Raw genomic sequence first — 14788 nt, forward strand, 5'->3', positions numbered from 1 at the left:
GGCGCTCCTCCTTCGGCGCCACGGCGGGTCTGACCGGACCGGCCCCCCGCCGTGGGGGTCCGTCGTGCGCCGGTCGTCCCGCGCCCCGCCACCCCGGGGCTCCAGCCGAAGGACCGCCATGACCGTCTCCGCCACGCCCGCCCGCACGGACCGCCCCGCCGCCAGGACCACGCCGCCGTGGAACCGGCAGCGCCCGTCGCCCATGCCGTCGTCCCGCTACGCCGACGTCCACGCCCGTGTCGACGTGCCCGACCTGCCCGACCGCCGCTGGCCGAACCGCCGGCTCACCCAGGCGCCGCTGTGGGTCCCCGTCGACCTGCGCGACGGCAACCAGGCGCTCGCGGAACCGATGGACCCGGCGCGCAAGCGCCGCTTCTTCGAGCTGCTCGTCGCGATGGGGTACACCGAGATCGAGGTGGGCTACCCGTCGGCGTCGCAGACCGACTTCGACTTCGTGCGCCTGCTCGCCGAGACCGACCTCGCGCCCGAGCACGTGACCGTCGTCGTGTTCACCGCCGCGCGCGCCGACCTCATCGCGCGCACGGTCGAGTCCGTGCGCGGGCTGCGCAACCCGGTCGTCGTCCACGTGTACGCCGCGACGGCGCCCGTCTGGCGCGACGTGGTGCTCGGCCGCGACCGCGAGGAGCTCGCCCGGCTGATCACCGACGCCGGGACCGAGGTGCTGCGCCACGCCGGCGACGACCCGCGCGTCCGGTTCGAGTTCTCGCCCGAGGTGTTCAACCTCACCGAGCCCGACTACGTGCTCGACGTGTGCGACCGCATGACGACGCTCTGGGACGCGACGCCCGAGCGGCCCGTCGTCCTCAACCTCCCCGCCACGGTCGAGGTCGCGACGCCCAACGTCTACGCCGACCAGATCGAGTACATGGACCGGAACCTCGCGCGGCGCGAGGGCGTGATCCTCTCGGTCCACCCGCACAACGACCGGGGCACCGGCGTCGCGTGCGCCGAGCTCGCGGTCCTCGCGGGTGCGCAGCGCGTCGAGGGGTGCCTGTTCGGCAACGGCGAGCGCACCGGGAACGTCGACCTCGTGACGCTGGGCCTCAACCTGCACGCGCAGGGCGTCGACCCGATGGTCGACTTCTCCGACCTCGACGCGATCCGCGACGTCGTCGTGGCGTGCAACCGGATCGACGTCCACCCGCGCCACCCGTACGTGGGCGACCTGGTGCACACCGCCTACTCCGGCACCCACCAGGACGCGATCCGCAAGGGGATGGCGCGGCACCGGGCCGACGCCGCGGCGGCCGGCCTCGACCCCGCGGCCGCGCCGTGGCGCGTGCCGTACCTGCCGGTCGACCCCGCGGACCTCGGAAGGTCGTACGAGGCCCTCGTGCGCGTGAACAGCCAGTCCGGGAAGGGCGGCGTCGCGTACGTGCTGCAGTCCGTCCACGGCCTGGACCTGCCCCGGGGCCTCCAGGTGGACCTCGCGCGCCGCGTCCAGGAGCACGCCGACGCCACCGGTGCCGAGGTGACGCCCGACGTCCTCCTCGCGCTGTTCGACGCGGCCTACGCGCGCCCGGGCGCCGTCGCGCCCGTCGCATGGACGAGCCGGCGCGCTGACGGCGGGACGGAGCACCTCGACCTCGAAATCACGGTCGACGGCGAGCGCGACGCCGCGTCCGGCACGGGCACCGGCGCGGTCGACGCCCTCGTCGACGCGCTGGCGCGCCTCGGCCGCCCGGTCGAGGTCCTCTCGCTCACCCAGCAGTCCGTCAGCAGCGGGAGCGACGCGACCGCGGTGACCTACCTCGAGCACCGCGGCCCCGACGGCGGCCCGCGCTGGACCGTGGGTCGTGACGCGTCCGTCCTGGGAGCGGCCGTCCGCGCGGTCTGCGCGGCGGCGGACTGAGGCCGGGTTCGCGGGTCTGCATCGGTCTACGGCCCGCGGGGTCGGGTTCGCGGGTCTGCATCGGTCTACGGCCCGCGGGGTCGGGTCCGCGGGTCTGCAGGGATCTACGGCCCGCACGGTCGGGTCCGCGGTGGGGTCGGACCGTGCGCTCGGACTGGCGCACCGTCGCCCTGGTCTTCCGGGCGGAGGTCGAAGGAGTGCGCCTTGACGTCCTTCGCGCACGGTCCGACCCCACCGCTCGTCCTGTCCCGCACCGCACGACCGGGATCAGGTCGGGCGATCCGGTCCGGCCGTCCCGTCCCCTCGGTCCCGGACGTTCCGCTGAGAAGCGAGAAGTGGCCCCTCCGAGCCCCGCTCGTGGGGCTGCTTCTCGCTTGTCGTCACCGCATGTCGGCTCGGACGAGTCCGGCGGACCGGCCGCGGGGCTGGAGGCCGATGCCGATCCGCGGACGTGACCCGCGGACCGTTGACCCCACCAGCTCGACCCCGCGTACCGTGGGGCGGGACCTCCGGCCCGACCGTTGCATAAGTATGTATAGTGATGCATATGACGATCAGAGTCGCGGTCGCGGGTGCGTCCGGGTACGCGGGCGGGGAGACGCTCCGCCTGCTCGCCGGGCACCCCGAGGTGGAGATCGGCGCCGTGACGGCGCACAGCAACGCGGGCACGCTCCTCGGCGAGCACCAGCCGCACCTGCGATCCCTGGCCGACCGCGTGCTCCTGCCGACGGCGGTCGAGCACCTCGTGGGGCACGACGTCGTCGTCCTCGCGCTGCCGCACGGTGCCTCGGGCGAGATCGCGGCGCAGCTCCCCGACGACGTGCTCGTGCTCGACCTCGGCGCGGACCACCGGCTCGAGTCCGCGGCGGACTGGTCGGCGTTCTACGGCTCCGAGCACGCAGGCACGTGGCCGTACGGGCTGCCGGAGCTCCTGCTGACGCACGCGCCGGGTGCCGCGGCGACCGAGACCCGGCAGCGTGAGCGGCTCGCCGGTGCGCGGCGCGTGGCCGTCCCCGGGTGCAACGTCACGGCCGTCACGCTCGGCATCCAGCCGGGCGTCGCCACCGGGCTCGTCGAGGGCACGGACCTCGTCGCGGTGCTCGCCAACGGGTACTCGGGCGCCGGCAGGTCGCTCAAGACGCACCTGCTCGCGTCCGAGGCGCTCGGGTCGGCCCAGCCGTACGCCGTCGGCGGGTCGCACCGGCACATCCCGGAGATCGCGCAGAACCTGCGGGCCGCGGGGGCCCCGGCCGTGAGCATCTCGTTCACGCCCACGCTCGTGCCCATGTCGCGCGGCATCCTCGCCACGGTGACGGCGCGCCTGTCCGACGACGCCGCGCGCCTCGACCCCGCGGCGCTCGACGCGCGCGTCCGCCAGGCCTGGGAGGACGCGTACGTCGGCGAGCCGTTCGTCCGCGTGCTGCCCGCGGGGCAGTGGCCGACGACGGCGATGACCCTCGGCGCGAACACCGCGCTCGTCCAGGTCGCCGTCGACCACGCGGCGGGCCGCGTCGTCACCGTCACGGCGATCGACAACCTCGTCAAGGGCACCGCGGGCGCCGCGGTGCAGTCCATGAACATCGCGCTCGGCCTGCCGCAGACGGCGGGCCTCACGACCGAGGGGGTCGCCCCGTGACCGTCACCACCCCGCAGGGCTTCCGGGCCGCAGGCGTCGCCGCCGGGCTCAAGTCCACGGGCGCGCGCGACGTCGCGCTCGTCGTCAACGACGGGCCGCTCGACGTCGCCGCGGCCGTCCTCACGACGAACCGCGTGTTCGCGGCGCCGGTCGCCTGGACGCGCCAGGCCGTGCGCGACGGGCGTGCGACGGCCGTCGTGCTCAACTCGGGCGGCGCGAACGCGTGCACCGGGCCGGAGGGCTTCGCCGACACGCACCGCACGGCGGAGCACGTCGCCGACGTGCTCGCGACGTCGGCGGGCGACGTGCTCGTCTGCTCGACGGGCCTCATCGGCGTGCGGCTGCCCATGGACGCGCTCCTCGCGGGCGTCGACGCGGCCGCGGCGGCGCTCGCGGACCCGGTCGCCGCGGTCGACGGCGGCGGCGACGCCGCGCTCGCGATCATGACGACGGACACCGTGCCGAAGACGGTCGCGGTGGTCCGCGAGGTCACGGACGCCACCGCGACGGACGGTGCCGCGACGTGGTCCGTGGGCGGCATGGCGAAGGGTGCGGGCATGCTCGCGCCGGGCCTCGCGACCATGCTGTGCGTCCTGACGACGGACGCCGTCGTCGACGCCGCGACGGCCGACGCCGCGCTGCGGGCCGCGACCCGCACGACGTTCGACCGCGTCGACTCCGACGGCTGCATGTCGACGAACGACACCGTGATCCTGCTCGCCTCGGGCGCGTCCGGGGTCGAGGTCGGTCTCGACGCGCTCACCGACGCCGTCACCGAGGCGTGCGGGTCGCTCGCGCGCCAGCTCGTCGCCGACGCCGAGGGCGCGAGCCACGACGTCGCCGTCACGGTTGTCAACGCGTCCAGCGAGGACGCCGCGGTCGCCGTCGCGCGCGCCGTGACGCGGTCCAACCTGTTCAAGGCCGCGATCTTCGGCAACGACCCGAACTGGGGCCGCATCGTGTCTGCCGTCGGGACCGTCCCCGAGGACGTCGCGCCGTTCGACGCGCTCCTGCTCGACGTGACGGTCAACGGCGTCCAGGTCTGCCGGGCCGGGGGCGTGGGCGAGCCCCGCGAGCTCGTCGACCTCGCGGCCGAGCGCGAGGTGCGCGTCGAGATCGACCTGCACGCCGGCTCCGCGAGCGCGACCGTCTGGACCAACGACCTCACGCACGACTACGTCCACGAGAACAGTGCGTACTCCTCATGAGCGACTCCACCACGCCCACGCCCCACCCGGACGACGCCGCGTTCGACACCCGCACCGACCTGCGCCCCGAGCAGAAGGCCGAGGTGCTCGTCGAGGCCCTGCCGTGGCTCGAGGAGTTCGCCGGCGCGCTCGTCGTCGTCAAGTACGGCGGCAACGCCATGGTCGACGACACGCTCAAGGCCGCGTTCGCCGAGGACATGGTGTTCCTGCGCCGCGTCGGGCTGCGCCCGGTCGTCGTGCACGGCGGGGGCCCGCAGATCTCCGCGATGCTCGACCGGCTCGGCATCGAGTCCGAGTTCCGCGGGGGCCTGCGCGTGACGACGCCGGAGGCGATGGACGTCGTGCGCATGGTCCTCACCGGCCAGGTCTCGCGCGAGCTCGTCGGCCTCATCAACGCGCACGGCCCGTACGCCGTCGGGCTCTCGGGCGAGGACGGCGGCCTGCTGCAGGCCCAGCGCCGGCACGCGACCGTCGACGGCGAGCCGGTCGACGTCGGGCTCGTCGGCGACGTCGTCGAGGTGCACCCGTCCGCGGTCCAGGACCTGCTCGACGCCGGCCGCATCCCCGTCGTGTCGACCATCGCCCCCGACCTCGAGGACCCGACCCAGGTGCTCAACGTCAACGCGGACACCGCCGCCGCGGCGCTCGCGGTCGCGCTCGGCGCGAAGAAGCTCGTCGTCCTGACCGACGTCGAGGGCCTGTACACGTCGTGGCCGGACCGCGGCTCGCTCGTCGCGCAGATCACGCGCTCGGAGCTCGCGGCGCTCCTGCCGTCGCTCTCGGCGGGCATGGTCCCCAAGATGGAGGCGTGCTTGCGCGCCGTCGAGGGCGGGGTCCCCGCGGCGACGGTCATCGACGGCCGCGTGCCGCACTCGACGCTGCTCGAGGTCTTCACCACCCAGGGCAACGGGACGATGGTCGTCCCCGACGCCGCGGGCGCGCCGGCGCCCGTGCTCACCACGACCGCCGGAGGGGCCGCGTGAACGCGCTCGACCACCCGACGGGCGCGCCCGCGCCCGCACCGACGACCACCGTGACGGCCCCGGCCGACGGCTCCGTCGCGCAGTGGACCGACCGCTACACCCACGCGGTCATGGACACGTTCGGCCCGCCGCAGCGCGTCCTCGTGCGCGGCGAGGGCGCGTACGTGTGGGACGCCGACGGGAAGCGGTACCTCGACCTGCTCGCGGGCATCGCGGTCAACGCGCTCGGCCACGCCCACCCGACGCTCACGGCCGCCGTCTCGGCCCAGCTCGGCACGCTCGGGCACGTCTCGAACTTCTTCGGCACCCCGACGCAGATCGCGCTCGCCGAGCGCCTGCTCGCGCTCGCGGAGGCGCCCGAGGGGTCGCGCGTGTTCTTCACGAACTCGGGCACCGAGGCGAACGAGGCGGCGTTCAAGATGGCGCGCCGGAACAATGACACGGGGCGTCGTACGCGGGTCCTCGCGCTCCAGGGCGGCTTCCACGGGCGGACGATGGGCGCGCTCGCGCTGACGTCGAAGGCCGCGTACCGCGAGCCGTTCGAGCCGCTCCCGGGCGGCGTCGAGTTCGTCGCGTTCGACGACGTCGCCGCGCTCGAGGAAGCCTTCTCGCCCGCGGCGGTGGCGGCCCGCGGCGAGGTCGCCGCGCTCGTCGTCGAGCCCGTGCAGGGCGAGGCCGGCGTGCGCGCGCTCTCGCCGGGCTACCTCGTCGCCGCGCGCGAGCTCACCGCGCGCCACGGCGCGCTGCTCGTCCTCGACGAGGTCCAGACCGGCGTCGGGCGCACCGGCTCGTGGTTCGCCTACCAGCAGCGGGAGGTGGGCGGCGGCGTCGTGCCCGACGTCGTCACGCTCGCCAAGGGCCTCGGCGGTGGGTTCCCCGTCGGCGCGGTGGTCGCGTACGGCGAGCGCGCGGCGACGCTGCTGGGCCGCGGCCAGCACGGGACGACGTTCGGCGGCAACCCCGTGGCGGCCGCGGCGGCGCTCGCGACGCTCGGGGTGATCGAGCGCGACGGGCTCCTCGAGAACGTGCGGGCCGTCGGGGCGCTCCTGCGCGACGGCATCGCCGCGGCCGGGAACCCGCTCGTCGCGGGCGTTCGGGGCCGCGGCCTCCTGCTCGCCGTGCAGCTCACGCGGCCCGTCGCGGCCGACGTCGCGCGCGCGGCGCTCGACGCGGGCTTCGTCGTCAACGCCGTCGCGCCCGACGCGATCCGGCTCGCGCCGCCGCTCGTCCTCACGGCCGACCAGGCGCGCGACGTCGTCGCGTTCTTCGCCGCGGTCGCGGTCCCCGAGGACAATGCCGCCCCAGCGGGCGCACCCACCGCCCCCACGACGGGCACCACGAACGCCCCCACGACGGACACCACGTCAGCCCCCACGACCGACCCCACGACGAGGAGCTCCTGATGGCCCCCCGGCACTTCCTGCGCGACGACGACCTCACGCCCGCCGAGCAGCGTCAGGTCCTCGAGATCGGCCTCGCGTTCCGCGACGACCGCACGTTCCGCCAGCCGCTCGCCGGACCGCAGGGCGTCGCCGTCCTGTTCGACAAGCCGACGCTGCGCACGCAGCTCTCGTTCGCGACGGGCATCGCCGAGCTCGGCGGCTTCCCGGTCGTCGTGGACGGCCGGCTCGCCCAGGTCGGGGTGCGCGAGTCCGTCGCGGACGTCACGCGCGTCCTCGACCGGCAGGCGTCCGCGATCGTGTGGCGCACGTTCGGCCAGGACCGGATCGAGGAGATGGCGGCGATCAGCCGGGTCCCCGTCGTCAACGCGCTCACCGACGACTTCCACCCGTGCCAGATCCTCGCGGACCTCCTGACGATCGCCCAGCTCCGCGGCGGGACGGGGGCGCTCGCGGGCCAGACGCTCGCGTACGTCGGCGACGGCGCGAACAACATGGCGCACTCCTACCTGCTCGGCGGCGCGACCGCGGGCCTGCACGTGCGGGTCGGGACGCCGGACGGGTACCCGCCGCACCCCGTCTTCGTGGCCGACGCCGAGCGGATCGCGGCCGAGACCGGCGGCTCGGTGCTCGTCACGTCCGACCCGGTCGAGGCCGTCGCGGGGGCGGACGTCGTCGCGACCGACACGTGGGTGTCCATGGGCGACGAGGCGGAGGCCGAGGACCGCGCCCTGCCGTTCGTGCCGTACCAGGTGAACGACGAGCTCCTCGCGCACGCGCAGCCCGACGCGATCGTGCTGCACTGCCTGCCCGCCTACCGCGGCAAGGAGATCACCGCCGAGGTGATCGACGGCCCCCGCTCGGCGGTGTGGGACGAGGCGGAGAACCGGCTGCACGCGCAGAAGGCGCTGCTCACGTTCCTCCTGGAGCGGTCGTGACCGAGGCCCGCACGGCGACGACGAAGACGGCGCGCCACGCGCGCATCGCCGAGATCGTGCGCCGCACCGAGATCCACTCCCAGGCGGAGCTGGCGCGCGAGCTCGAGCGCGAGGGCCTGTCGGTGACCCAGGCGACGCTGTCGCGCGACCTCATCGAGCTGCGCGCGGAGAAGGTGCGCGGCGCCTCGGGCGCGCTCGTGTACGCGGTGCCGGGGGAGGGCGGGGACCGCAGCGTGCAGACGGCGGAGTCGCCCGAGTACCTCGCGGCCCGGCTCGCGCGCCTGTGCTCGGAGATGCTCGTGTCCGCCGAGGCGTCCGCGAACCTCGTCGTGCTGCGCACGCCCCCCGGTGCTGCGAACTACCTCGCGTCGGCGATCGACCACTCCGTGCTCCCGCACGTGCTCGGCTGCATCGCGGGCGACGACACGATCCTCGTCATCGCGCGCGACCCCGACGGCGGCGCGGACCTCGCGCGGCGCTTCCTCGAGCTCTCCGGACCCCACGGCGGGACCGTCCCCGGCACGCCGGACTGACCGCCGTCGGACCACGCCCCGCGCGGCCGCAGCGCCCTGCGAGACTGGACCCCGACCCCACCCGCACGTCACAGAAAGAGACCGTCATGACTGAACGCGTCGTGCTCGCCTACTCGGGCGGCCTGGACACGTCGGTGGCCATCGGCTGGATCGCCGAGGCCACGGGCGCCGAGGTCGTCGCCGTCGCGGTCGACGTCGGCCAGGGCGGGGAGGACCTCGAGGTCATCCGGCAGCGTGCCCTGGACTGCGGCGCCGTCGAGGCGTACGTCGCCGACGCGCGCGACGAGTTCGCGGCGGAGTACTGCATGCCCGCGCTGCGCGCGAACGCCCTGTACCTCGACCGGTACCCGCTCGTCTCGGCGCTGTCGCGCCCGGTCATCGTCAAGCACCTCGTGCGCGCGGCGCGCCAGTTCGGCGCGACGACCGTCGCGCACGGCTGCACGGGCAAGGGCAACGACCAGGTGCGCTTCGAGGTCGCGACGACGTCCCTCGCGCCCGAGCTCAAGACGATCGCGCCCGTGCGCGACCTCGCGCTGACGCGCGAGAAGGCCATCGAGTACGCGGAGAAGCACGCGCTGCCCATCGCCACGACGAAGCACAACCCGTTCTCGATCGACCAGAACGTGTGGGGGCGCGCGGTCGAGACCGGCTTCCTCGAGGACATCTGGAACGCGCCGACCAAGGACGTCTACAACTACACCGACGACCCCACGTTCCCGCCCGTCGCGGACGAGGTCGTCGTCACGTTCGAGCAGGGCGTGCCGGTCGCGCTCGACGGCGTCGCGGTGACCCCGCTGCAGGCGATCCAGGAGATGAACCGCCGCGCGGGCGCCCAGGGCGTCGGGCGGATCGACATCGTCGAGGACCGGCTGGTGGGCATCAAGTCGCGCGAGGTCTACGAGGCGCCGGGCGCGATCGCCCTCATCGCCGCGCACCAGGAGCTCGAGAACGTCACCCTCGAGCGCGAGCAGGCCCGCTTCAAGCGCGGCGTCGAGCAGCGCTGGACCGAGCTCGTCTACGACGGCATGTGGTTCAGCCCGCTCAAGCGCTCGCTCGACGTGTTCGTCGACGACACCCAGCGCTACGTGTCCGGCGACGTGCGCCTCGTGCTGCACGGCGGGCGCGCGACCGTCACGGGCCGGCGCTCGGACGCGAGCCTCTACGACTTCAACCTCGCGACGTACGACGAGGGCGACTCGTTCGACCAGTCGCAGGCCAAGGGATTCATCGAGATCTACGGTCTCACCGCGAAGCTCGCCGCCGCGCGCGACGAGAAGTTCGGCAACGGTGTGGACCTCGGGACGGGAGCGCTGTGAGCACGCACGACGACCAGGACGGCACCGCCGTCGAGCCGACCGAGACGGCGCGCGTCAGCCTGTGGGGCGGCCGGTTCGCGGGCGGCCCCGCCGACGCGCTGGCCGCGCTGAGCAAGTCCACGCACTTCGACTGGCGCCTCGCGGGCCAGGACGTCGCGGGCTCGAAGGCCCACGCGAAGGTCCTGCACGCGGCCGGCCTGCTCGACGACGACGAGCTCGACGGCATGCTCGCCGCGCTCGAGCGCCTGCGCGAGGACGTCGCGTCGGGCGCGTTCGTCGCGGCCGACGACGACGAGGACGTGCACACCGCGCTGGAGCGCGGGCTCATCGAGCGGGCCGGGCCCGAGCTCGGCGGCAAGCTGCGCGCGGGCCGGTCGCGCAACGACCAGATCGCGACGCTCACGCGCATGTACCTGCGCGACGAGGCGCGCACGATCGCGCGACTCGTGCTCGACGTCGTCGACGCGCTCATCGAGCAGGCCGCCGCGCACCCGGGCGCGGCCATGCCCGGCCGCACGCACCTCCAGCACGCCCAGCCGGTCCTCCTCGCGCACCACCTGCTCGCCCACGCGTGGCCGCTGCTGCGCGACGTCGACCGGTTCATCGACTGGGACGTGCGCGCCGCGCGCTCGCCGTACGGGTCGGGGGCGCTCGCGGGCTCGTCGCTGGGCCTGGACCCGGCGGCGGTCGCCGCCGAGCTCGGGTTCGACGGCCCGGTCGAGAACTCGATCGACGGCACCGCGTCGCGCGACGTCGTCGCGGAGTTCGCGTTCGTCGCCGCGATGCTCGGGGTCGACCTCTCGCGCCTCGCGGAGGAGGTCATCCTCTGGGCGACGAAGGAGTTCGGCTTCGTGCGCCTGCACGACTCCTACTCCACGGGGTCGAGCATCATGCCCCAGAAGAAGAACCCGGACGTCGCCGAGCTCGCGCGCGGCAAGGCGGGCCGCCTCATCGGCGACCTGGCGGGCCTGCTCGCGACGCTCAAGGGCCTGCCGCTCGCGTACAACCGCGACCTCCAGGAGGACAAGGAGCCGGTGTTCGACCAGGTCGACACGCTCGAGGTGCTCCTGCCCGCGTTCTCCGGCATGGTCGCGACCCTCGAGTTCGACACCGACCGCATGGCGTCGCTCGCGCCGCAGGGGTTCTCGCTCGCGACGGACGTCGCCGAGTGGCTCGTGCGCGAGGGCGTGCCGTTCCGCGTCGCGCACGAGGTCGCTGGCGCGTGCGTGCGCACGTGCGAGGAGCGCGGCATCGAGCTGTGGGACCTCTCGGACGACGACCTCGCGTCGATCTCCGAGCACCTCACGCCGGGCGTGCGCGACGTGCTGAGCGTCGAGGGCTCCCTCGCGTCGCGCGACGCCGTGGGCGGCACCGCCCCGGTGCGGGTCGCCGAGCAGCTCGAGGCCGCGAAGGAGCGCTCGGCCGAGTACCGCTTCTGGGCCCAGGACTGACGGTGCCCCGGCTCGCGGTGCGGCACGCGTGCCCGGCGGCGCGGGCGTGAGCGTCGGTCCGGACGTCCTCGCCGAGCTCGTCCGCCGGGTGCGCGACGCCGTCCCGCGCCTCGGTCCGCCCGGCCCGGACGCGGTCGCCGCGGGGGAGGGGACGACGTCGGGCACGCGCCTCGTCGTGGTGGACGGGCCCGCGGGCTCGGGCAAGACGACCCTCGCCGCCCAGCTCGGGGACGCGCTGCCCACCCAGGTGCTCCACATGGACGACCTCTACGAGGGCTGGCGCGGGCTCGAGCCCGCCTGGGCGCGGCTCGACGCGTGGGTGCTGACGCCGCTCGCCGCGGGCCGGGCCGGGCGGTACCGCCGGTACGACTGGAACCTCGACCGCTTCGCCGAGTGGCACGACGTCCCTCCCGCTCCGTACCTCGTGGTCGAGGGCTGCGGGGCGGGGCGGCGCGAGGCCGACGAGGTCGCGGCGCTGCGCGTGTGGGTCGAGGCGCCGGACGACGTCCGGCTCCGGCGCGGCCTCGACCGGGACGGCGAGGACCAGCGCGACCACTGGCTCGCCTGGATGGCCGCGGAGCGCGAGCACTACCGCCGCAACGCCACGCGCGAGCGCGCGGACGTCGTCCTCGACGGGTGGGGTCGGCTCGTGCGCACCGGGCGGACGGCGCCCGGCCCGGGCCCGACCGCGCTCGACCCGGACGTGGGCGGCGAGGCGTAGATTGCCCGGGACGGGAGGTGGTGGCATGCCGGCGGAGGCCTGGACGGACACGGCGACGGACACTGCGGGGAACGCGGCGACGGGCATCGCGGCGGGTGCCGCGACCGGGACGAGCGAGGCCGGGGGCGCGCGCGTCGTCGGGCCGTGGGACGCCCCGGCGCGCGGCTGGTACGCGCGCGACGTGCACGAGGTCGCGCGCGACCTCCTGGGCGCCCTGCTCACGCGGCGCAGCGCCGAGGGCGACGTCACGCTGCGGATCACCGAGGTCGAGGCGTACGACGGCGAGCGCGACCCGGGCTCCCACGCCTTCCGCGGGCGCACGGAGCGCAACCGCGCCATGTTCGGCGAGCCGGGCCGCCTCTACGTCTACCGCCACCTGGGTCTGCACCACTGCGTCAACGTCGTGTGCGGGCCGGTGGGCCGCGCGTCCGCCGTCCTGCTGAGGGCCGGGGAGGTGACCGACGGCGTCGGGCTCGCCCGGTCCCGCCGGGCCGCCGCGGGCCGGTGCGACTCCGACCGCCAGATCGCGCGCGGCCCGGCGCGTCTCGCGGTCGCGCTCGACCTCGACCTGCGCCACTACGGCGCGGAGCTGACGGACCCGGACGGCGAGCTCGTGCTGCACCGGGCGACGGACGGGCCGCACCGGCCGCCGATCGCCACGGGACCGCGCGTCGGCGTGTCGGGCGACGGCGGGGACGGCGAGCTGTACCCCTGGCGGTACTGGCTCGCGGGGGACCCGACGGTGTCCGCCTACCGCCGCGTGAGCGCGCGCTCCCGCTGAGCCGGGGCCGTCGACCCGCGGCGTCACGGTCCGGCGCCGCCCGCGAGGTGGGCGGTGGCCGGGCGACGGCGTCCGGCACGGCAGACTAGGACCCGCGGCCCGGACGGGGCCGCACCCTCGTGCCCGCACGGCGGGCACTCGACGAAGGAGCAGAAGTGAGCGACGTTCTCGACGAGCTGCAATGGCGGGGCCTGGTGGCGCAGTCCACCGACGAGGCCGCGCTGCGCGCCGCGCTGGCCGAGGGCCCGATCACCTATTACTGCGGCTTCGACCCGACGGCGCCGAGCCTGCACCACGGCCACCTGGTCCAGCTCCTCCTGCTGCGCCACCTCCAGCTCGCCGGCCACCGGCCGATCGCGCTCGTGGGCGGCGCGACGGGCATGATCGGCGACCCGCGCCAGTCGGGGGAGCGGGTGCTCAACTCGAAGGAGACGGTCGCCGACTGGACCGAGCGCCTGCGCGGCCAGGTCTCGCGCTTCCTGGACTTCGAGGGGGAGAACGCGGCGCGCGTCGTCAACAACCTCGACTGGATCTCGGAGATGTCGGCGATCGACTTCCTGCGCGACGTGGGCAAGCACTACCGCCTCGGCACGATGCTCGCCAAGGACACGGTGGCGCGCCGCCTGAGCTCGGACGAGGGCATCAGCTTCACGGAGTTCAGCTACCAGATCCTCCAGGGCATCGACTTCCACGAGCTCTACCTGCGCCACGGGGTCACGCTGCAGACGGGCGGGAACGACCAGTGGGGCAACCTGCTCTCGGGCGTCGACCTCATCCGTCGGACGGAGGGCGCGTCGGTGCACGTCATGACGACGCCGCTCATCACGAAGGCCGACGGCACGAAGTTCGGCAAGACCGAGGGCGGCGCGGTCTGGCTCGACGCCGACATGATGAGCCCGTACGCGTTCTACCAGTTCTGGCTCAACGCGGCGGACGACGACGTCGTGCGGTTCCTGAAGATCTTCACCTTCCGCTCGCGCGAGGAGATCGCGGAGCTCGAGGCCGCGGTCCGGGAGCGGCCGGGGGCACGGGAGGCGCAGCGCACGCTCGCCGCCGACGTGACGACCCTCGTGCACGGGGCGGCGGCGACCGACGCGGTCATCGCGGCGAGCCAGGCGCTCTTCGGGCGTGGCGAGCTCGACGCCCTCGACGAGCGCACGCTCGAGGCGGCGGTCGCCGAGCTGCCGCGCGCGACGGCGCAGGTCGGCGACCCGGTCGTCGACCTCCTGGTGGCGTCGGGCCTCGTCGCGTCGAAGGGGGCGGCGCGCCGGGCGGTCGCGGAGGGCGGCGCGTACGTCAACAACGTCAAGGTCACCGGTGAGGACACGACGCTCGGGGCCGACGACCTGCTGCACGGACGGTTCGCGCTGCTGCGCCGGGGCAAGAAGACCCTCGGGGTCGCCGTCGCCGGCTGATCCGGAGGGCGAGGGACAGGAGGGGCCGGGCCGCGTCGAGCGGTGCCGGCCCCTCCTGCGTCGGGTCCCGCGAGGGCGGCACGGAGCGGATTTGGCACTCCCGCGGAGCGCGTGTAGTGTTCTCGACGTTCGCCCGGCAGGGAGGAACGGACACCGGGTCTCGATCATCCGAGACGGTGGCTGGTCCCCCGGGCGGTCCCCTCGAAGATCGACAGGGTGCTTCGCGCGCCCTGAGGATATTCGAGGCTGCTGGCTCCACGGCCGGCCCTCCGAGCTCGGAACACCGAGTTGGAAGGGACACCGAGGATCTGGTAGATTAGAGAAGTTGCCCCAAGCGAGGTTCTGCCCGGTCGGGTGGTGCTGAGTTGGTGTGCGTCGGTTGTTTGAGAACTCAACAGTGTGCTTGTTAGTCAATGCCAAATTTTTGTCCCTGTGGCATGGCTGGCCTGGTTGCCCGTCCGGGTGGTTGGGTTGGTTGTGTCTGGGATTCCTTTGGTTGATTTCGGAAGATGATGTCATCTTTCGTGTTGATG

General features: G+C 74.5%; 12 protein-coding genes. All 12 read left to right on the top strand.

Annotated features, from left to right (window positions below; translation table 11 throughout):
• Positions 1-118 precede the first annotated feature (118 nt).
• Complete coding sequence (locus RSE42_RS08415) at positions 119-1873, top strand: 2-isopropylmalate synthase (protein ID WP_415298589.1); 1755 nt, start codon at positions 119-121, stop codon at positions 1871-1873.
• Between the two features lie 541 nt (positions 1874-2414).
• Complete coding sequence (gene argC, locus RSE42_RS08420) at positions 2415-3509, top strand: N-acetyl-gamma-glutamyl-phosphate reductase (protein WP_114553400.1); 1095 nt, start codon at positions 2415-2417, stop codon at positions 3507-3509.
• Positions 3506-4717, top strand: a complete 1212-nt coding sequence (gene argJ, locus RSE42_RS08425; RefSeq protein ID WP_194216585.1) for a bifunctional glutamate N-acetyltransferase/amino-acid acetyltransferase ArgJ — start codon at positions 3506-3508, stop codon at positions 4715-4717. The genes argC and argJ overlap by 4 nt, the downstream gene beginning before the upstream one ends.
• Positions 4714-5700 carry an acetylglutamate kinase gene (gene argB, locus RSE42_RS08430; RefSeq protein WP_415298591.1) on the top strand — a complete coding sequence of 329 codons (987 nt, stop codon included), beginning with the start codon at positions 4714-4716 and terminating at the stop codon, positions 5698-5700. Before argJ ends, argB begins: the two co-directional genes overlap by 4 nt.
• A 110-nt stretch (positions 5701-5810) precedes the next feature.
• Positions 5811-7103: an acetylornithine transaminase gene (locus RSE42_RS08435; protein WP_415298867.1), complete on the top strand. Its 1293-nt coding sequence runs from the start codon at positions 5811-5813 to the stop codon at positions 7101-7103.
• Positions 7103-8038 carry an ornithine carbamoyltransferase gene (gene argF / locus RSE42_RS08440; RefSeq protein ID WP_043655535.1) on the top strand — a complete coding sequence of 312 codons (936 nt, stop codon included), beginning with the start codon at positions 7103-7105 and terminating at the stop codon, positions 8036-8038. The genes RSE42_RS08435 and argF overlap by 1 nt, the downstream gene beginning before the upstream one ends.
• Positions 8035-8571, top strand: coding sequence for an arginine repressor (locus RSE42_RS08445; protein WP_171467809.1), 537 nt, complete (start codon positions 8035-8037; stop codon positions 8569-8571). Before argF ends, RSE42_RS08445 begins: the two co-directional genes overlap by 4 nt.
• 86 nt (positions 8572-8657) lie before the next feature.
• Positions 8658-9887 carry an argininosuccinate synthase gene (locus tag RSE42_RS08450; RefSeq protein ID WP_043655541.1) on the top strand — a complete coding sequence of 410 codons (1230 nt, stop codon included), beginning with the start codon at positions 8658-8660 and terminating at the stop codon, positions 9885-9887.
• Positions 9884-11338 carry an argininosuccinate lyase gene (gene argH, locus RSE42_RS08455; RefSeq protein ID WP_415298594.1) on the top strand — a complete coding sequence of 485 codons (1455 nt, stop codon included), beginning with the start codon at positions 9884-9886 and terminating at the stop codon, positions 11336-11338. Before RSE42_RS08450 ends, argH begins: the two co-directional genes overlap by 4 nt.
• A gap of 46 nt (positions 11339-11384) precedes the next feature.
• Positions 11385-12059, top strand: coding sequence for a uridine kinase family protein (locus RSE42_RS08460; protein WP_415298595.1), 675 nt, complete (start codon positions 11385-11387; stop codon positions 12057-12059).
• A gap of 25 nt (positions 12060-12084) precedes the next feature.
• Positions 12085-12840 (top strand): DNA-3-methyladenine glycosylase, encoded by a 756-nt coding sequence (locus RSE42_RS08465; protein WP_415298597.1) that lies wholly within the window; start codon positions 12085-12087, stop codon positions 12838-12840.
• A gap of 155 nt (positions 12841-12995) precedes the next feature.
• Positions 12996-14255, top strand: coding sequence for a tyrosine--tRNA ligase (gene tyrS / locus RSE42_RS08470; RefSeq protein ID WP_415298598.1), 1260 nt, complete (start codon positions 12996-12998; stop codon positions 14253-14255).
• Positions 14256-14788: the final 533 nt, after the last annotated feature.

The organism is Cellulosimicrobium sp. SJTW-1, assembly GCF_047716875.1.
Lineage (GTDB): Bacteria > Actinomycetota > Actinomycetes > Actinomycetales > Cellulomonadaceae > Cellulosimicrobium > Cellulosimicrobium funkei.